Here is a 19,672-nt window from a genome sequence, read left to right as displayed (position 1 = left end):
CTGCTCTGCCAGCCGCTGAACATCGACTGGACCTTCTACTGCAAGAAGTGCGACGGCATGGCCTCCATGCGCACCTGCCCCCACGGCAAGGAAGACCGCGTCATCCTGTCCGGTACCAAACTGCGCAAGATGCTCTCCGAAGGCGCGGAAGTGCCGGATCATTTCGGCCGCGAAGAAGTGCTCGCCATCCTGCGCGAATACTATGGCAGCCTGACCGAAAAGGTCGAAATCAAGATGCAGCGCGCTGCTTCCGGTTCCACCATGTAAGCATCGCCGGGTTTTCCCTGCGAGATCCTGACTGCGGGCGCCCCTTCGGGGGCGCCCCTTTTTTTGCCCTCCCGCCTGGTCCGTCCCGGGGCGCGGGACGAAGCTGCGGCAAGGCCGTGCGAGGCGCGCCCGCGCAGCCCGCCCCCACAGGCGGGGACAAAGGCCCGCCTGCGTCCGCCTGTCCGCGACCAGTCCGAGCCTGCCGCATCCATAGTGCGCCTGTCGTGCACGGATTCACAATGTTCCCCTTCACTGTAGCAGCGTTGCTTGCGGGACAAGACAGCGTCCAAACAGGTGTGTGAACTATATGACAGCCTTCCTCCCATGATGCTTTTGCGCAGTGGCAGCATCTTGCACCATGATGATGGAAAAGATTTTTTTACTGCGTCTTCCCCTTCGTGCAGAATGATCCGCATCCGCAGCGCTCCCGCATCCCCGTGATGCTCCTTTTTCCCTTCCCCGGTCACCGTCATCATGCATCTTGCACAAACAGCGGCCGCCAGCCGGGATAAAATGCCTTTACGGACACGGCATTATGAATTATACAGAGGTGTGCGTCCGCGTATGCCGGGCGGAGTTCTTTCACCAAGGAGAGCCATGAAACAGGCCTACGGGATCCCCGGCGGCGCGCTGGCGTCCGCCTTTCTGGGCATGCTGTTCTGCCTCTGGACGGCCCTCGGCAACGAGGTGGCCTTCTGTGTCACGGCGGGCTGCTCCCTGTATCAGGATCTTGTCATCGCCGGTCTTTCCCTGTGGTGGATCGGCGCGGCCGCTTTCGCCGCCCTGCTCTGCCTGGCCCTCCTGGGGGCCGTGCCGGCGGGGCACAGGCTGGCGGGCCTGATCCTGCTGGCCGATGTGCTCCTGCTCCTGCTCATGGCGCTGACCGCGCCCTGCGTCAGCTGCCTGGTGGTGGCCTGCTTCTTCGCCCTGACCTACTGGCTCTTCGGCCGGGCGCTGCACCGGGACCAGCGCCACGCGGCGCGGCTGCCGCTGCTGCTGGCCGTCTGGCTGGTGCTGTTCGTGGTCAACGCCGGTCAGGTGCTGCGCCTGCAGGGCGATGTCTGGACCGTCAGCGAGAACCCGGACCAGGCCACGGTGCGCATGTTTTTCTCCCCGTCCTGCGCGGCCTGCCGCGAAGGCATCAACCTGCTCTCGGGCAGCGTGGACGTGGCCTTCTGCCCGGTGGCGGAAAACGATGCCGATGTGGCCCGCGTGGAACGCATGCTGGCCCTGCTGGAAGAAGGCAGGAGCCTCAGGGAGGCCGTGGCCGGCTGCCAGGACGTGGACGAGCCCGGCCCCTGGGCCTTCCTGCATCCGGGCCAGTGGGGCCTGCGCCTGCGGCTGCAGCGCAACCGGGCCCATATTTTCAGCGCGGGCTCGCGCACGGTGCCCTTCTTCGAGTATCGCGGCCTGCCCGCCATGCTCAGGAAGCAGGCCCAGCCGCCCGCACCGGCCCGCACCGGGGAACCGGTCATCCGATTCTCGCCCGCCACGGGCCCGGCCTTCCCCGACGCCGGCCTGCCCCTGGAACCGCAGGTGGCCGGGCAGTGCGGCGGCCCCGCGCCCTGCCCCTGAATCCCGCCCGGAACGGTCGGGAACTTGACGAGACACGCCGGGCACTTTATAGGAATGCCCGTTTACCCTTTTGCCGAAGTATGACCATGAACGCACAAAAAATTTTCCGTGAGCAGCGCGCTGTCATCGTCGAACAGTGGATCAATGCGGTCTATGACACCTATCCCCTGCAAACGACTGGCTTTTTGCGCACCAAGACCGATCCTTTCACCAATCCGGTGGGGGACATGACCAGGGAAGCGGCGGGGCTCCTCTACGACGTCATCGCCGGGGAGCACATCACGCCGCCCAAGATCAAGCAGGCCCTGGACCGCTTCGTGCGCCTGCGCGCCGTGCAGCAGTACACGCCCAGCCAGGGCCTGGGGGTCTTCTTCCTCATGAAGCCCCTGCTGCGAGAACACATCCTTCCCCTCTGCCAGGAAAAGGAAGACCTGGCGGAATATCTGGACGCGGAATCCCGGCTGGACAGCGTCACGCTGCTGGCCTTCGATTTGTATTCGGCAGCGCGCGAGACCCTGGCGGAAACGCGCATTGCCGAAATACGCAATCAACATGCCCAGCTGGTGCGCTGGGCGCAATCGGTGGATGGCAGCCCGGTTTCGGGCAAAGGCTAACACTCTTCGAAGCGAGGTAGGGAATGTTCGCATCATTGCTGGTGGTGGCGCTCATCGGGGCCATTGCCTGGGCAGGGTCGGCCGTTGGTCTGGCGTACCTGTTCGGCGTGGTTTTGCCCTATGTGGCGGTAGTCACCTTTTTCGTGGGCGTCATCTGGCGCATGGTTTACTGGGCCAAATCGCCCGTGCCGTTCAGCATCCCCACGACCGGGGGCCAGGAAAAGTCGCTGGACTTCATCAAACAGGAGAAGTGGGACTGCCCCAACACCAAGTTCGGTGTGGTGGTGCGCATGTTCCTGGAAGTCTGCTTCTTCCGTTCGCTGTTCCGCAACACCGCGGCCGACGTGCGTGAATTCGACCCCGTGAGCAAGGGGCCCCGCGTCATTTACTACTCCTCCAAATGGCTGTGGTTCTTCGCCCTGCTGTTCCACTACTGCTTCCTGCTGGTCTTCGTGCGCCATTTCCGCTTCTTCATGGATCCGGTGCCCGGCTGGCTGGGCTTCGTGGAAAGCATCGACGGCATCATGCAGGTCGGCTCCCCCCGCTTCTACTGGACCGGCGGCCTGCTGCTGGTGGCCGTGATCTTCCTGCTGACCCGCCGTCTGGTCAACCAGCGCCTGCGCTACATCTCCCTGATGAACGATTACTTCCCCCTGTTCCTCATCCTGGGCATCGTTCTGAGCGGTATCTGCATGCGCTACTTCGACAAGACCGACATCGCCCAGGTCAAGGTCTTCATCATGGGTCTGGTGCACTTCTCGCCCGTGGCCCCCGACGGCATCAGCCCGCTCTTCTTCATGCATCTGGCCTTTGTCAGCGTGCTGCTGCTGTACTTCCCCTTCTCCAAGCTCATGCACATGCCCGGCGTGTTCTTCAGCCCCACGCGCAACCTTCCCACCAATACCCGTGAAGTGCGCCACGTGAACCCCTGGAACCCGCCCAAGCAGTACTTCACCTATGCTGAATACGAGGACGTTTACCGCGATGCCATGGCCGACGCCGGCCTGCCGCTGGAAAAGCAGCCCTCTTCCAAGGCCGAGTAAGGAGCTGACATCATGGCTAAATTACCTACGCCACAAGAACTCATCGCCAGCCGTCCCGAGTTTCCCTCGGAACCCTGGCTGGACATCAAGCCCCAGTTTGCGCCGGGCAGCTACTGCTATCCGGCCAAGAAGGAAACCATGGAGCTGCTGCACATGCCCAATCCCCACGATTGGGATCCGGCGGCCGAGGACTGGAACCTGCCCGAGAACTGGGAACAGATCCTCTGTGACGCCTTTGAGGACCGCCTGCAGAAGCACCGCTCCCTCAAGCTCTTCATGGACATCTGCGTGCGTTGCGGCGCCTGTGCCGACAAGTGCCACTTCTTCCTGGGCACCAACGACCCCAAGAACATGCCCGTGCTGCGTGCCGAGCTGCTGCGCTCCCTGTACCGCCGCGACTACACCAAGCTGGGCAAGATCCTCGGCAAACGCGCCGGCGCCCGCGGCTGGGACAAGGACGTGGTGAAGGAACTCTTCTACTACGCCTACCAGTGCACCGAATGCCGCCGCTGCTCGCTGTTCTGCCCCTACGGCATCGACACCGCCGAGATCACGGCCATCGTGCGCGAACTGCTGCATGAAGTGGGCCTGGGCATCCACTGGATCATGGACCCGGTGAAGAACTGTTCCTTCACGGGCAACCACCTGGGCATCCAGCCCCACTCCTTCGTGGAGATCGTGGAGATGCTGGCCGATGACTGCGAGACCATCACCGGCATCCGTCCCAAGACCCCCTTCAACGAAAAGGGCCACGAGATCCTGTTCATCACGCCTTCCGGCGACGTCTTCGCGGACCCCGGCATCTATACCTTCATGGGCTACCTGATGCTGTTCCACGAACTGGATCTGGACTACACCTTCTCCACCTATGCCTCTGAAGGCGGCAACTTCGGTTCCTTCACCACCTTCAACATGGCCAAGAAGCTCAACGCCAAGATGTACGCCGAAGCCGAACGTCTGGGCGTCAAGTGGATCCTGGGCGGCGAATGCGGCCACATGTGGCGCGTCATCAACCAGTACATGGCCACCTACAACGGCCCGGCCCCGTCCTGCATGATGGACGTGCCCACCTCGCCCATCACCGGCACCAAGTTCACCAACGCGGCCGCCACCAAGATGGTGCACATCACCGAGTTCACGTCCGACCTCATCAAACACGGCAAGCTGAACCTGGATCCCAGCCGTAACGACCACATCATCACCACCTTCCACGACTCCTGTAACCCCGCCCGCGGCATGGGTCTGCTGGAAGAACCCCGTTACGTGCTCAAGGCCGTGTGCAACAACTTCGTGGAAATGCCCGAGAACACCATCCGCGAGCAGACCTTCTGCTGCGGCGCCGGTTCCGGCCTGAACACCGAAGAGATCATGGAACTGCGCATGCGTTCCGGCATGCCCCGCGGCAACGCCCTGCGCTATGTGCAGCAAAAGTACGGCGTCAATCACATGGCCTGCGTCTGCGCCATCGACCGTGCCACCCTGCCGCCCCTGGCCAACTACTGGGCGCCCGGCGTGACCGTGAGCGGTCTGCATGAGCTGGTGGCCAACGCCCTGGTCATGAAGGGCGAATGCCAGCGCACCATGGACCTGCGCCAGGAAGACCTGCCCAATGTGACCGCCGAGGCCGAGGAGGAATAACAACATGTACAACGCCAAAGCTGTCATTCTTGGGATCCTCGTTTTCGCGGTCCTGTTCTCCACCCCCTTCTGGGCCAACTTCGGCGGCACCAAGGACTACAAGCGTCCCGCCATCGTCCTGCCCCAGAACGAAAAGGAATGCGTGGAACCCGTCGAGTACATGCGCGCCGAGCATATGTACCTGCTCAACGACTGGCGCGACCAGGCCCTGCGCTATGAAAACCGCGTCTATGTGTCGTCCACCGGCAAGAAGTGGACCATCAGCCTGCAGAACACCTGCCTGAAGTGCCACAACAACTACGAAGAGTTCTGCGACAAGTGCCATCTGTCCAACAGCGTCGATCCCTACTGCTGGACCTGCCACATCCTGCCCAAGGGGAACAAGTAATGAACAAAAGCAGAAGATCCTTTCTGAAGGTGGCGGGCCTTTCGGTCTTTGCCCTGAGCAGCGGCATGGCTGCCTTGGCCGGCTCTGCCCAGGCCGGTGCGCGCATCGGCTCCTATGAGTCCAATGCCAAGGCCCTCAAGGCCAAGCGCTGGGCCATGGTCATCGACACCCGCGCCTTCAAGAACGCCAAGGAATACGCTCCCATCATCGAAGCCTGCCACAAGGCCCACAACGTGCCCAGCATGGAAGGTCACAAGGAGATCAAATGGATGTGGCTCGAAAAATTCGACCACGCCTTCCCTGACGACCTCAACGACCATCTGACCTCGCGCGTGAAGGACGCCGTCTACCCCCTGCTGTGCAACCACTGCACCAATCCGCCCTGCGTGCGCGTGTGCCCCACCCAGGCCACCTATCAGATGGAAGACGGCATCATCGCCATGGACTACCACCGCTGCATCGGCTGCCGCTTCTGCATGGCCGGCTGTCCGTTCGGCGCCCGCTCCTTCAACTTCGTGGATCCGCGCAAGTACCTGAGCGACCCCGTGCCGAACCCCGCCTACCCCACCCGCATGATCGGCGTGGTGGAAAAGTGCACCTTCTGCGCCGAACGTCTGGCCGTGGGCCAGATGCCCGCCTGCGTGGAAGCCGCCGGCGGCCGCATCCTCTTCGGCGATCTCAACGATCCCAAGTCCGATGTGTGCAAGGCCCTTGCCTCCAACTACAGCATTCGCCGCAAGCCCAATCTGGGCACCCAGCCCGGCGTTTACTACCTCATCTAGGGAGAACAGGCCATGCTTGAAAAATTGCTTACCGGTCCCAAGACCTATTACCTGTGGCTGCTCTTCCTGCTCGCTGTCATCGCCGGCTGCGGCCTGGTCTACCTGCAGCAGCTGCAGGAAGGCCTCTCCATCACCGGCATGAGCCGCGATGTCTCGTGGGGCCTGTACATCTCGCAGTTCACCTACCTTGTGGGTGTGGCCGCCTCCGCCGTCATGCTGGTGCTGCCCGCCTACTTCCATCACTACAAGAAGTTCAAGCGCATGATCATCTTCGGTGAATTCATGGCCATCGCGGCCGTGGTCATGTGCGCCCTCTTCATCGTGGTGGACCTGGGCCAGCCCCAGCGCATGCTCAACGTGCTGCTGCACCCCACGCCCAATTCGGTCATGTTCTATGACATGATCGTGCTCATCGGCTACCTGACCCTCAATGCCGTCATCGGCTGGGTCACCCTGGAAGCCGAACGCCATGACGTGGAACCGCCCAAGTGGATCAAGCCGCTGATCTACCTCTCCATCATCTGGGCTTTCTCCATCCACACCGTGACCGCCTTCCTGTACGCCGGCATCCCCGGCCGCCATTACTGGCTCACCGCCATCATGGCCGCCCGCTTCCTGTCCTCGGCGTTCTGCTCTGGTCCCGCCATCCTGCTGCTGCTGATCCTCATCGTGCGTCGTCTCACCAATTTCGACCCCGGTCGCGAAGCCGTGAAGACCCTGACCACGATCATCACCTATGCCATGTGCATCAACGTGTTCTTCTACCTGCTGGAAGTCTTCACCGCGTTCTACAGTGGCATCCCCGGTCATCAGCACCCGCTGGTCTTCCTGTTCGCCGGCCATGAAGGCCATGTGGCCTGGGTGACCAACTGGATGTGGGCCGCCGTGTTCATGGCCGCCGCTTCCCTGGTCATCCTCATCCCGCCGCAGTGGCGCACCGGTCCCCTGCTGCCCCTGGCCCTGGTGATGCTGGTGGCCGCCACCTGGATCGACAAGGGCCTGGGCCTGCTCATCGGCGGTTTCACCCCCAACATGTTCGAGACCATCACCGAATACGCTCCCACCGGCCGTGAGATCATCGTGGCCCTGGGCGTGTACTCCGTGGGCGCCCTGGTGCTCTCCCTGCTCTGGAAGATCGCCCTGGGCGTGAAGCGCGAATCCGGTCACTTCGGCGACTAGGTTCCCGTCCCCGCCTTGCAAAGGCCCTGTGCGCTGCACAGGGCCTTTTTTTGCGCCCATGCCTGCCCTCTGCCCGACTGCCCCGCCCCGCGGCCCCGCCCGGAAAAGCGTGACGCCGCCGGTCGCGACGGGCAGAGCTGCTTGACTTTGCCCCCGTTGCCGCCGATACTTGAATGAACGGCCTGCCTTGTGTGCGGGCCTTCATTCTGCATGCATGCCGGGGTCTTCCCTGGTCGCGGCACTGCCGCTTGAGGAGTTTTTCATGGAAAAAGCGCTAAAAGACGCCATCACCATCTGCAAAACCCTGCTGCGCAACGGTTATGACGCCCACGTCATCAATGCGCCCGTGCAGGAGCGTCTTTTGAAGCACAGCAAAAAGCTGGCTGTGGACATCGCCTGTGAGCCCGATCTTGAGACGCTTCTCAAGCTCTTCCCCGAAGTCCGCGTGGAGCCGGAACAGCGCGCCATCGCCCAGATGGAGAAGGACGGCGTGCTCTTCCGTTTCTATGCCCTGGAAGTGGAGGATGCCAGCCACCCCGAACTTTCCCTGCTGCGCATCACGCCCACCATGGCCAGCATGCTGGAACCCCAGGAGCGCCTGCAGCTGCGCATGACCGGTTTCGGCAGCCCGGCCCCCACCGGCGACGTCTACGACGGCTTCATGGACGTCAAGGGCGGCCTGATCCAGCTCACCGGCCTGCCGGACGAGACCCTGCGCCACAACTACCTGCTGGCCATCCGGGCCCTGCGCTTCGCCGCCAACTTCGACATCCCCATCGAGCCCAATACCTGGCTCGCCATCGTGCGTTCCTCGTCCCGCGTGCTGGACTATGTGCCCGCCGCCGACATCATGGACGAATGGCGCAAGGTGGCCGCCGAATCCATGCACCGCTTCGTGAAGCTGATGTTCGACGCCCACATCCTCCAGGGCCTCATCCCCGAAGTGGCCGCCCTGGCCTGCATCCGCCAGCGCCGCAACGACGATGACGACACCGAGGAGACGGTCTTCGACCACACCCTGGAATGCATGCGCCACTACCCCGAGGAAGGCTTCCACTACGACTGGCTCGGCACCATGGCCATGCTCTTCCACGATGTGGGCAAGCTCTTCACCGGCGAATATTTCGACGGCAACTGGACCTTCTACCAGCATCACCGCGTGGGCGCCAAGGTCACGCGCAAGATCCTGCGCCGCTTGCATTTCAGCCCCGAGGACATCGACCTGCTCTGCCATCTGGTGCGCTATCACATGCGCTTCCACTTCATGCTCACGGACCGCGGCATCCGCCGCTTCAAGGCCCTGGACGAGTATCCGCGCCTCATCGCCATGTCCCGCGCCGACATCCAGGCCCGTGACGGCAGCTACACCTACTTCAACCACAATATGAAGTACCTGAAGCGCGCCGAGACCCCCGAGCAGATGCTGGAACCCCTGCTCAACGGCAATGAGATCATGAGCGAGACCAAGCTGGCCCCCGGCCCGCTGGTGGGCGTCATCCGCGACGCCCTGCTCCAGGCCCAGATCGCGGGCGAGGTCACGGACCTGGAATCCGCCGTGGCCTTCGTGCGCGAATACGCCCGCAGATCCGTGGGCTAGAGACAGGACAGCCCTCCAGCTACCGGCAGCGGCCTTTCCCGCCGCATCCGGCAGGCCGCCGGCCTCCCCGGCACGAGGGCGGCGCAGGCTCCCGGGCCGCGGCCCCGAGCCGGGACAGGGGGCCGGGCACGGATCGCCTCCGGGCGCTCCCGCAGATGTTTTCAGGGAGAGGGAAGCACGGCGTCCGCCGTCCCCTCTCCCTCTCCTGTTCTCTGGCCGCAGCGCACCACAGCGGACACGGACGGCCAGCGCCCCGCCGCGTTGCGCGCTGCGCCGTGCCGGGATCCCGGCCGCAGCGCCCGGCCCGGTGGACGGGGAGAGCCGTCCCTGACGACCGGTCCACACTTCTCCCGCGCCCCGGCCGGCGGACGGGAGCGCCACCGTTCCACCTCCAACCCACGGCCGTGCCCTGCCGTGGCAGCCCTCCGACAGCATGATCAACCTCCTCGACTACACCCTGCCCGAACTCAGCGACTGGATGCAGGACGAACTGGGCGAGCCCAAATTCCGCGCCGTCCAGGTCTGGCAATGGATCTGGCAGAAGATGGCCCGTGACTTCGACGCCATGACCAATGTTTCCAAGGCCTGCCGGGAGCGCCTCGCCCAGTGCGCCGAGATCCGCTGGCCCGAGATCGTCACCGTGGAACAGAGCAGCGACGATACCACCAAGTTCCTGCTGCGCCTGCAGGACGGCGCGGAAGTGGAGACCGTGCTCATCCCCAGCGACTCGCGCGAGGGCATCCGCCGCTGGACGCAATGCCTGTCCTCGCAGGTGGGCTGCGCCATGGCCTGCACCTTCTGCAGCACCGGCACCATGGGCTTCGAACGCAACATGACCATGGGCGAGATCCTGGGCCAGATCCTGGTGGCCCGCGACTATCTGGGCGATACCCGCCCGGACTGGCCCGTGCTGCGCAACCTGGTCTTCATGGGCATGGGCGAGCCCCTGCTCAACCTCAGGAACGTCATGCGCGCCCTGGAGAGCCTCAACAACGACAAGGGCCTCAACTTCTCGCCCCGCCGCATCACGGTCTCCACCTGCGGCATCGAAAAGGGCCTGCGCGAGCTGGGCGAGAGCGGTCTGGCCTATCTGGCCGTCTCCCTGCACGCGCCCACCCAGGAGCTGCGCGCCCGCATCATGCCCAAGGCCGCCCGCTGGCCCCTGGAAGACCTGCTCCGGGCCCTCAAGTCCTATCCGCTCAAGACCCGCGAACGCATCACCTTCGAATACCTGCTGCTGGGCGGCGTCAACGACGGCCTGGAACAGGCCCGGCAGCTGGCCCGCGTGGTCAGCGAGGTCAAGGGCAAGCTCAACCTCATCGTCTACAATCCCTCCGAGGGCGATCCCTACCAGGCCCCCTCGCCGGAACGGGTGCTGGCCTTCGAGCAGTTCCTCTGGGACCGCAACATCACGGCCATCATCCGCAAGAGCAAGGGGCAGGACATCAAGGCCGCCTGCGGCCAGCTCAAGGCCGCCTGCCGGAACGGGGCCGGGGGCGAGGCCTAGGCCCGGGACTCACTGGCTTCTGTCTGGGGGGCGACAGGCCCTTTGCGTTGCTGTCGATGCCCGTAGCTTCCTGCGTCGCAACGGGCACGGCCCTGCGGGTCGCCATCCGGTCGCGCGTTGCTGTCGATGCCCGTAGCTTCCTGCGTCGCAACGGGCACGGCCCTGCGGGCCGTCCTTTGGATCGCTGCGTGCGGCCCCAAAGGGCCCCTTCCCTCTCGAACTCTCCCATCTTCCCCAAAAACCGCCCAATTTTTGTGGACAAACAGGGACGAACGTCTCCGTTTCTGAAACTAATTTTTATTTCAGCATAGTAGTAACGCGTGACAGACAAAAAAGACGCCCTGAAGGCGTCTTTTTTTGTCGTATGGGGCAGTCGCTGGCGGGGGACGGTACCGGAGCGTGCGACGGACTCACACGCGGGCCTGCCGCCCGGGCTTGCGACGACGGTCCCACCACAGGCCGCGACGGGCGAAGCGTACCAGCACCAGCAGGGCCCAGAACAGGGCGCAGCCCAGATGGGTATGCTTGATGAGCGTGTACACCGGACCGTAAAAGGTGAAATCCTGCAGATTGTGCAGCAGCAGGCCCAGGCCCGAAAGCATGAGCAGGGCCAGGAGCACGAGGCGCAGCATGCCGAAAAAGGTCAGGCTGTAGCTGCGCGTCCCGCGCACCAGCCAGACGATGCCGGCGTAGCTGGCCAGACAGAGCATGGCCGCGGCCGCCCAGTAATGGGGCACGGCCCCTGACTCGCCTATGGGATGCAGCCGGGGGAAGCATCCCTCCAGATAGCGGAAGATCAGGGGCAGATGCGCGAAACCGCTGACGGCCGCCCAGGCCACGCTGAGCCGCCACAGCAGACGGAAGGGGAAGCCGAACAGGGGGCGGCGCTCAATCCTCATGTTTCTCGCTCCAGTGATCGCGCAGCAGACGCAGACCGGCCAGGGCGGCGCCGGCCAGGGGCGCGGCCAGCACCGTGCCCACGAGCCTGTTCTCGCGCTCCAGACTGGCCCCCACCGGGCGCAGGCTGGGCCGCCCGGGAGAGATCAGGCCCTGGCGCAGCAGGGCGGCCTCGATATCCCGGAAGGGGATGGAAGAGACATAGATCAGGCAGGTGCCGCCGTTTTCCCGCAGGCCGAAAAGATCGCCGCGGCGCTCGTCCGCCATCTGTCGGGCCAGGGCCACCATCTCCCGGTAGGGACCGAAATGCTGCGCCTGGTGCGGACAGGCGGCCACACAGAGCGGCGGCCGGTCACCGGCGATGATGTCCTCGCAAAAATCGCACTTGAAGGTCTGCCCGTAGCCCAGATAGCCGGGCGCCAGATGCAGGTAGGGCCCCACTCCGGACTGCAGGCGCGGGATGTGCCACGGGCAGACGGCGACGCACTGGCCGTCGCCGAAGCACAGGGAAGTCTCCGTATAGACGGCGCCGGTGACGCGCTGCCGGGCCGCACCCAAAGGGCAGAGGCTGACGCAGGGCGGGTTGAGGCATTGCAGGCAGCGGCGGGGCATGAAGACCTGGCGCTCGCCCCGGGCGGTCTGCACCGTGCAGGTCTGCAGATAGAGCCAGTTGTAGGGCGTCAGGCGGTCGGTGAGCTGGCGTCGCTCCCACCAGTCGGAACGCCTGTCCCGTCCCCAGCGGGAGACCGGGATGGGCGACACCGGCCGGGGGACCCGGGCGGCCGTCCGCTCATGGCAGGCCCGGACGCAGGCGCCGCAGCCCGTACAGGCATCCACGTCCATGACCACGGCGCGCCAGGCATCCGCATCGGCCGCCTGCGCCGGGGTCGCGGCTCCCCAGGCCGGCAACATGCCCAGCCCCAGACCGGCGCCTGCCAGAGATTTGAGAAAGCCGCGTCGTTCCATGGTCACGCCTCCTGACGTTGCTCCTTTTCAAAGGCCGGCGGCGGCCGCCAGTACCAGAACAGGGCCAGCAGGGGCAGCAGGCCGGCCAGTTCCGCCACCTCGCGCGGCAGGGCCAGGACCATGCCCAGGGACCACCACAGGCCCACGGCCACGGCCACGGCCAGCAGCATCAGCAGCCACTGCGCCAGGCTCATGGGCCGGGCCACCCACTGGAAATAGCCCACGGTCAGTATGGCCACCCAGACCTTGGTGGCGGTCAGGGAAAGCGCGGCCCCTTCCAGCGGCATGGGTTCGATGATGGTCAGGCAGCAGACGATGTTCACCACCAGTCCGCTCAGATAGAAGAAGAGCAGCAGGGTATGCTTGCGCATGCCGATCATGGCGTAGGCGGCCAGATTGTGCAAAAAGGCCGTGGCCAGACAGGGGGTCAGCAGGCGCTGGGCCGTGGCGGCCATCTCGTAACCCGGGCCGTAGATGGTGGGCAGGAAGCGGTCGCTCTCCACGCAGATCAGGAAGATCAGCGGCAGGGAGGCCGCCCAGAGGGAACGGGCCGTCTGCCCCGCCAGCTGGCGGAAAGCCGCCCTGTCCTGGGCCCAGTAGCGCGCCAGCAGCGGGAAGATGACCTTGCCGAGCAACGCGCTGGAGACCAGCACGGACAGACCCTCCACGGTCTCCCAGGCCACGTTGTAGCCGCCCACGGCCGCGTCGCCGCCGTAGTTCTTGAGGAAAAAGACGTTGATCTTGTTGTAGAACATGGCGCAGGCGGCCATGATGGTGAAGATGAAGCCGCTCTTCATCTTCACGGCCAGGTCGCGCACATTGTCGTAACCGAAGCCCACGAAGGGATTGCGGCCCAGGGCCCGGAAGGCGAAGCCCGTGCAGAGGACGGATTCGATGAGCTTGTAGAGGGCGATGAAGATCAGGGGCGCGCCGGCCAGCACGCAGACGATGCCGTAACCGATGCCCAGCAGGGCCGAGGGCACGCGGATGCGCATCTCCACATCCTGACGGCCCCGGGCCTGGCAGAGGGCGAAGAAGGAATCCGTCACCCCGTCCAGCCCGAAGCCCGTGGCGATGGACAGGACGATGAGCCGCAGTTCGAAGCTGTAGTCCAGCCAGCCCGTCACGAACCAGGTGACCGTGAGGGCCAGCAGCATGAAGCAGGTCTTGAGGCCCGTCACCTCGCCCAGCAGGGTGCGGGGGCGCTCCTCGCGGCGGGCGAAGGTGGAGAGCAGGAAGTCGTTGAGCCCCACGTCCGAGACGGTCTTGACCAGATAGCCGCAGGACAGGGCCACGGCGATCTGCCCCAGCATCTCGGGGCTGCGCCGTGCCAGCAGGATGGTGAAGATGGTCCAGGAGAGGTCCCGGGTCCACTGGGCGCCCAGGATGTAGCCCAGCTGGCGCGGCAGGCTCTTCAGCTTCATGGACTACTCGGCGGCTCCGAAGCGCACCAGGGCCTTGAAGCCGGGCTTGAGTTCGAGCTGGCCGTTGGGCACGGTCAGTTCCACGGTGTAATAGGAGGGCTTGGCCACGTCCATGTCCGACGAGATCCACGAGATCTCGGTGATGGTGGCCGAAAAGGCCTTGTTGCCCAGCGAGGGGATCTCCACCCGGGCATGGCCGCCTTCCCGGATGCGGCCCAGATCGCCTTCATAGACAGGCACCTGGATCAGCACCGGGTCCAGCTGGCCCACGCTCACGGGCGCGGACTGGGCGGGCAGCATGGCGTCGGGATTGAGGTTGGACATGAGCTGCAGCACATAGCCGTCGATGGGCGAGGTCAGCACCAGCTGGTCCGGCAGCAGTTCCCCTTCGCGGATGGGCTGGCCGTAGTAGCCTTCCAGTTCCTTCAGGCGGGCCTGGAAGATCTCCTCGTTCTTCTTGATGGAAAGCTGGGTCAGCTCGATGCGGTGCTGCAGGGCGCGCACGTTTTCTTCCAGACGGCCCAGGGCCTGGCGCGAGCCCAGACCGGAAGCCGCCAGCTGGCTGGCGCGGTTGCGCTCGGCGCGCGTCTGCACCAGCTCGCGTTCCAGATCCAGGATCTGGCCGCGCAGGCTCTCCGTGGCGGCGCCGGTGGTCACTTCGCGCTGCAGCACGCGCTCGGCCTCGTCCTGCAGATGGTAGCGAACCAGCGGGTCCCCGGCCTTGACGGCATCGCCGGGGCGGACAAGGATCTCGTCGATGACGGCATTGAAGGGCAGGCGCACGTCGCGCGTCACGGTGGCCACCACCTTGCCGGTGGCGGTGGTCTCCACGGCCAGGGCCGGGACGGCCAGCAGCAGACAGGCCAGCAGGGCACCGAATAGGGTCAGTCTTTTCATTATTTTTCGATCTCCGTGGCAGGGAGGCCCAGGAAGCGTTCCTGCAAGAGGTTGGCGACATACATCCATTCCAGATTGGCCAGCTTGTGTTCCAGTTCGGCTTCCACCAGCCTGATGCGGCTCTGGACCATGGCCTCATGCGCGGAACTCATGGCGGGCATGTCGCCCAGGCCGGTCTCGAAGGAGATGCGCGCTTCCTTATAGCGCATCTCGGCCGTTTCGAAATGGACCTTGGCCAGACGCCGGTTGGTCTCGGCCAGGGCCACGCGCTGTTCGCACTGCAGCCAGGTGTTGGAGTAGTCCGTGCGCTTGCGCGACAGCTCGTGGAAGGCCTGGGCCTTCTGCATGCGGGCCGCCTGCACGCCGCGGTAACGGCGGTTCCAGTCGATGAGCGGGAAGTCGAAGGTCAGGCGCCAGAAATAGTCTTCCTGCCCGTCCGCGGGCTGGTACTGGCCGGCGGGGGGGGTCTTGTCCACGCGGATGGTCATGTCGGGCACATATTCGGCCCAGGCCAGCATGATGTTGTAGTCCCCCAGACGGATCTGCGAACGCAGCAGCAGGTTGTCCTCGGTGACCAGCCAGCGGTCTTCCCAGCGGTAATCCTTGCCGCTGAAGCCGCGCAGGATGTCGTTGGCGCTGTGGCTGTCGATGTTCAGGCGCTGCTGGGGCTCCACACCGGCCAGGATCTTGAGGCTGGTGCGCTCCATGACCTCTTCCATAGTCATGCGCTCGCTGGTCAGCTCCACTTCGCGCTCATGCTGCCGCGCCACATTGAGGGCCACGCCCTGGCGGCCGTCGGCGGATTCCAGCTGTTCCCAGTAGCGGGTGGTCTCCTTGGCCAGCGGTCCCATCTCCTTCTGGATGCGCAATATCTCGCCCTTGGCCTCCAGGCGCAGATAGGCCTGCGCCACCTTGTAGATGGCCTCGCCCACGGCCTTGCGGTGCGTGGAGATGGCCAAGTTGACCATGATCTTCTGGGCCTGGTGGTTGAAGTAGGACTCCACCGGATTGGGGAAGTGCGCGTAAAAGCCGATGCGGGGCACCACCTTGCCGTAGGTGCTGGGCACGTCGTCCCGGCCGGAATTATAATAGGTCAGGGTATTGCCCACTTCCACGGTCATGCGCGGCTCGGGCAGGTATTTCCAGACCGCGTCCGTCAGGGCCAGGCGCTTGATCTCCAGTTCCACGGCACTGTTGACCAGCAGGGGCGACTGCTGGATGGTCAGGAAGACGCAATCCTCAAAGGAGAACTTCTTGGCCGGGTCATAGAGATTGGGGATGACGGCCTCGAGCTTGCTCTTGTTCTCCACCGGCACCCCGGGCACATCTTCCAGCCAGTGCTTGGCGGGCAGCTCCGGGGCATCCGACCCGGCTTTCTGCGACGCGCAGCCCGAAAGCGCCATCCCGGCGCACAGGGCGGCCACCGCCAGCCCCTGTTTCCAGCGAACCATCTTTTTCGTCATGGTCATTCCCTTGCGACAGCTATCAGGCCCCGGCGGCTTCCACGGGCCGGGCGTCTTTCTCAAATTCCATCTGGTGCAGCGTCAGCAGTATCTGCCCGCCGGCATCGACGACCTGGGCGTCGTAGCGCTGCAGGCGTTCATCGTCCCAGCCCCGGCGCAGCTGGACGCGCCAGGGCGTCCGGGCGGCGTCGCGCACGCCGGCGTCGGCGAAACGGATGAAGCCGATGCCGCTCAGACGCCAGTCCCGCGGCCAGCAGAGGCGCGCACCGGCAGCAGCCCCGCCGCTGACGGTCTCTTCCATGATGCGGCAGGCCGCCTGCAGGATGGCATCCACCGCAGACAGCAAAACATCATAGCCGGATTTGCCTGCAGGGGCAATGCTTTCCGCCGCAGCGCGGAACTCGCCCTGCCACATGTCCCCGCCCGCCGGGAGCAGACGCCGCAGCAGGCGCCAGTCCGCACTCATGCCGCAGGCGGCATAGAAATCCTCCAGGGGCAGTTCCGGCCCGGAGGCCGTCAGGTCATCGGACCACAGGGACGGCAGGGCCCCGGCGGCCGCGGCCAGGAAGACCATGCCCTGCGCCAGGGGCGAAAAACGGTTGATGCGCCGCAGGTTGGGCGCCAGATCGCGGCTCTGCAGGCGCACATGGCACATGCGCGTCATGACGCCGTCCTGCGCGAGCCAGGAGCGGACACGGGACGTGATGCGGCATTCGCGGGTCACGCCCTGCGGCAGATAGAGGGGCGCGGCGAAACGCAGATCGGAAAAGCCCGTGGCCGCGAGCCAGGGCAGCTGCAGGCAGCCGCTCTCCAACATGGTCTGCAAGAGTTCGCTCACGGGCAGCCAGGGCAGGCCTTCCGGCGGCAGGGCCCCGTGCCCGGAAAGGCGGGGCGTGGCATAGCGGGAGAACTGCGCACAGGCGAGCATCTGCCGGGAGGAAGGCTGCCCGGCTTCGGGCCAGGGCATGGCCTCATGCGCCACGGCGGCGGAGAAGACGCGCGGGAACAGTTCCGGGCGTTCCAGCCACTGCCAGCCGCGCGCGGCGGCCTGTGCCGGAGCGCGCCGCCAGAGCACCCGGTCCGCCGTGCCGTGCGTCAGGGCCCGGGCCAGCAGATCGCCCAGTTCGCGCGGGATGGCCGGACGGCCGCCATCATCCACGCAGACCACCCGCCAGGGCAGGCCCAACTCGCGGGCGGCCGCTTCCCCGGCCTCCTGCCAGGGGGCGGGACGGGCCTCGCCGCCGGGCGCGAGCCAGCGCAGGGCATAGACATAACGCACGCCGCAGGCCACGGCCACACGGCAGAGCTGCGCCATGTCCTCGGCCGGCAGGTCGCGGTCCGCGGGCGCGCAGAGCAGCAGGCCGTCCAGGCGGCCGCAGGCCCGGCGGAGGGTCTCGGGCAAGGTCGTCAGGGCCGTCAGGCCGGGCAGGCCGTAGAGATGCCCGCCCAGGGCCTCCAGGGGCAGGCAGGCGTCCAGGGCCGCGCCGGGCAGGGCGAAGGTCATGCCCAGGGGCGCCAGGGAACCCAGCAGCTCGGCCAGGGGCAGGCGCTGGGCCTCCGGGCCCCAGACGGCCAGCACGTCGCCCTCCCGGGCTTCCATGCCCCGGGCCGCCGGATCCAGGGCCAGGGGCAGCGGCCGTCCGTCCCCGTCGCAGCAGCCCAGGTCGAAACAGCACAGGGGCGGCAGATCCTGGCCACGGCCGTGGTGCGGCGCGGCCAGCGGGCCTTCGCCCTGCTCCGCCGCCTCCGCCGTATCGGACGCGGAGAGCCGGGCCAGCACGCGCAGCAGGTCGCCCACCGTGGCCACATGCAGCAGGGCCTCGAAATCCACCGTGATGCCCAGCGATTCCTCCACTTCCTGCACGATGAGCGGGAAGCGGCTGGAGCGCAGGGCCAGGTCATAGCGCAGGTCCATCTCCGGCCGCAGGGCGTCGGCCTCCCGGCCGCAGGCGGCGGCCAGGATGGCCAGCACCTTGCGCGCGGCTTCGGGCAGCTCCTCCCGCCCGGGAGCGGGAGCGGCGGACGCCGGAGAGACGGGAGCGCCCGCGGCAACGGGCGCCGCGGAGGGCGTCGCGTCCAGCCAGCGCTGCCGGTGCCGGGCCACGCCGGCGTGGGTCAGATGGCCCAGGGCATAGAGCTGTGCGCAGGTCTGGCGCATGCCTTCGGCCTCCCGGCCCTTGCGCCCGGCGGCCAGGCAAAGGGCGCGCGGCTCGATGTCGCCCACCAGGCCGCAGAGGGTGTCCTGCGGGCCCATCTCCACGAAATGGCGGATACCGTCGCGCTGCCACATGGCCTGCACGCATTCCACCCAGCGCACGGAATTCTCGTCCAGGTCGCCGATATGCTCGCAGATGCCGGGCTGGTCGTCGGGATAGGGGCGCGTGGTGATGCAGCTGAGCATGGGGATGCGCGCAGCACGCATGGCCAGGGCGTTGAGGCGGCGCAGGGACATGTCGCGCAGCACGCGCATGCTGGGATGGTGGAAGGCCAGGCTCACGTTGAGCATGATGGCCGGGATGCGGCGCTTGCGCAGGCTCTTGCGGGCCTCCAGCAGCACGTCGCGCGGGCCGCTGATGATGAACTGGCGCGGGGAATTGTAATTGGAGACATAGAGCTGGGGCCAGGTCCTGCGGGCCTCTTCGATGACGGAGGCTTCGGCGGGGACGGCCATCATGCCGGTCTCGCGGGTGGCGCGGGCCTCCAGCTCGGCCATGTGGGTGGAGCGCGTGTCCAGGATGTACCAGGCCACTTCCGGCTCATAGACGCCGGCCAGGCAGAGGGCGATGAGCTCGCCCAGGCTGTGGCCGCAGATCAGGGACGGCCGCAGGCCCAGCGAGGCCAGATGGCTCCACTGGGCGTATTCCAGCAGGAAGAGGTAGGGCTGCTGCCAGCGGGTCAGGCCGATCTTCTCCACATCGGTCTCGTCCAGCAGGGCCAGCACATCCCAGTCGGCCACGCGCGCGATGCGGTCCATGGCGGCCCGGGCCGCGGGGAAATGGTCGTAGAGCTCGCGGCCCATGCCGGGCCAGACGGCCCCCTGTCCGCAGCACATGACGGCCAGGGGCGGCACCTCGCCCTGCGGCCGCAGCCAGATGCCCCGCTGCCCCATGGCCTCGAGGGCCGCGGCGTCGGGCTGCGCGCCCAGGGCCAGCAGCTCCTGCCGCCAGGCGGGCAGGACCGAGCCGGCATGCCAGATGCCGCCGCCGTGCGTGAGGTCGGCATAGCGCACGCCGTCGCAGGCCAGTTCGCCTTGTGCCGGTTCGGGAGCTGCGGGGGCCGGACCGGCCAGCAGCATGCCTTCCCAGGGGCCGACCTCGCGGGCCTGCAAGAGCAGCACCGGCACGCCGTCCGCGGCCAGACGGGCCAGCTCGCGCGGGCCGGGCGCGACCTCTTGCCACACGGGTTCCAGACCGGGCCACAGGGGGGCAGCCAGGG

The 19,672-nt window shown here is 66.0% G+C and carries 15 protein-coding genes and 1 pseudogene; 10 read left to right on the top strand and 6 right to left on the bottom strand.

Features of this window, described 5'->3' with window-relative positions; all coding sequences use genetic code 11:
* From sat to rlmN, 10 genes and pseudogenes are all read left to right on the top strand, one after another.
* A pseudogene (gene sat / locus Q1X76_RS07700) lies at positions 1-267 on the top strand (sulfate adenylyltransferase); the annotation flags it as partial.
* A 597-nt stretch (positions 268-864) separates the two neighbouring features.
* Positions 865-1,842: a hypothetical protein gene (locus Q1X76_RS07695; protein WP_300719077.1), complete on the top strand. Its 978-nt coding sequence runs from the start codon at positions 865-867 to the stop codon at positions 1,840-1,842.
* Between the two features lie 86 nt (positions 1,843-1,928).
* Positions 1,929-2,456 (top strand): RsbRD N-terminal domain-containing protein, encoded by a 528-nt coding sequence (locus Q1X76_RS07690; protein ID WP_300719076.1) that lies wholly within the window; start codon positions 1,929-1,931, stop codon positions 2,454-2,456.
* A 23-nt stretch (positions 2,457-2,479) separates the two neighbouring features.
* Positions 2,480-3,499: a sulfate reduction electron transfer complex DsrMKJOP subunit DsrM gene (dsrM, locus tag Q1X76_RS07685; RefSeq protein WP_300719075.1), complete on the top strand. Its 1,020-nt coding sequence runs from the start codon at positions 2,480-2,482 to the stop codon at positions 3,497-3,499.
* A 12-nt stretch (positions 3,500-3,511) separates the two neighbouring features.
* The gene (dsrK, locus tag Q1X76_RS07680; protein WP_300719073.1) at positions 3,512-5,137 is read left to right on the top strand and encodes a sulfate reduction electron transfer complex DsrMKJOP subunit DsrK; all 1,626 of its coding nucleotides are present in this window, start codon (positions 3,512-3,514) and stop codon (positions 5,135-5,137) included.
* Positions 5,138-5,141: 4 nt separating this feature from the next.
* The gene (gene dsrJ / locus Q1X76_RS07675) at positions 5,142-5,525 is read left to right on the top strand and encodes a sulfate reduction electron transfer complex DsrMKJOP subunit DsrJ (protein ID WP_300719072.1); all 384 of its coding nucleotides are present in this window, start codon (positions 5,142-5,144) and stop codon (positions 5,523-5,525) included.
* The gene (gene dsrO, locus Q1X76_RS07670; protein ID WP_300719070.1) at positions 5,525-6,307 is read left to right on the top strand and encodes a sulfate reduction electron transfer complex DsrMKJOP subunit DsrO; all 783 of its coding nucleotides are present in this window, start codon (positions 5,525-5,527) and stop codon (positions 6,305-6,307) included. The genes dsrJ and dsrO overlap by 1 nt, the downstream gene beginning before the upstream one ends.
* Positions 6,308-6,319: 12 nt before the next feature.
* Entirely contained in the window at positions 6,320-7,486 is a 1,167-nt protein-coding gene (gene dsrP / locus Q1X76_RS07665) for a sulfate reduction electron transfer complex DsrMKJOP subunit DsrP (protein ID WP_300719068.1), read from the top strand.
* A 262-nt stretch (positions 7,487-7,748) separates the two neighbouring features.
* On the top strand, positions 7,749-9,083 hold the full coding sequence (locus tag Q1X76_RS07660) for an HD domain-containing protein (RefSeq protein WP_300719066.1): 1,335 nt from the start codon (positions 7,749-7,751) through the stop codon (positions 9,081-9,083).
* Between the two features lie 433 nt (positions 9,084-9,516).
* Complete coding sequence (gene rlmN, locus Q1X76_RS07655; protein WP_300719064.1) at positions 9,517-10,590, top strand: 23S rRNA (adenine(2503)-C(2))-methyltransferase RlmN; 1,074 nt, start codon at positions 9,517-9,519, stop codon at positions 10,588-10,590.
* A gap of 410 nt (positions 10,591-11,000) precedes the next feature.
* Here rlmN and Q1X76_RS07650 read toward each other — a convergent pair whose 3' ends face one another.
* The 6 genes from Q1X76_RS07650 to Q1X76_RS07625 form a co-directional block, all read right to left on the bottom strand.
* Positions 11,001-11,489: a FeS-binding protein gene (locus Q1X76_RS07650; protein WP_300719063.1), complete on the bottom strand. Its 489-nt coding sequence runs from the start codon at positions 11,487-11,489 to the stop codon at positions 11,001-11,003.
* Positions 11,479-12,453 carry a 4Fe-4S dicluster domain-containing protein gene (locus Q1X76_RS07645; protein ID WP_300719061.1) on the bottom strand — a complete coding sequence of 325 codons (975 nt, stop codon included), beginning with the start codon at positions 12,451-12,453 and terminating at the stop codon, positions 11,479-11,481. The genes Q1X76_RS07650 and Q1X76_RS07645 overlap by 11 nt, the downstream gene beginning before the upstream one ends.
* A 2-nt stretch (positions 12,454-12,455) precedes the next feature.
* Positions 12,456-13,877, bottom strand: a complete 1,422-nt coding sequence (locus Q1X76_RS07640; RefSeq protein ID WP_300719059.1) for an oligosaccharide flippase family protein — start codon at positions 13,875-13,877, stop codon at positions 12,456-12,458.
* 3 nt (positions 13,878-13,880) lie between these two features.
* Positions 13,881-14,774, bottom strand: a complete 894-nt coding sequence (locus Q1X76_RS07635; protein WP_300719058.1) for an HlyD family efflux transporter periplasmic adaptor subunit — start codon at positions 14,772-14,774, stop codon at positions 13,881-13,883.
* Positions 14,774-16,237 (bottom strand): TolC family protein, encoded by a 1,464-nt coding sequence (locus tag Q1X76_RS07630; RefSeq protein ID WP_300719056.1) that lies wholly within the window; start codon positions 16,235-16,237, stop codon positions 14,774-14,776. The genes Q1X76_RS07635 and Q1X76_RS07630 overlap by 1 nt, the downstream gene beginning before the upstream one ends.
* Before the next feature lie 22 nt (positions 16,238-16,259).
* On the bottom strand, positions 16,260-19,672 hold a 3,413-nt coding region (locus tag Q1X76_RS07625), incomplete at its 5' end, for an acyltransferase domain-containing protein (protein WP_300719055.1).

Origin of the sequence: uncultured Desulfovibrio sp. (assembly GCF_949282365.1) — a bacterium.
In the GTDB taxonomy this organism is placed as follows: domain Bacteria; phylum Desulfobacterota; class Desulfovibrionia; order Desulfovibrionales; family Desulfovibrionaceae; genus Desulfovibrio.
The sequence above is the reverse complement of the archived record's forward strand: the minus strand, read 5'-3'. Positions and strand labels throughout refer to the sequence as shown.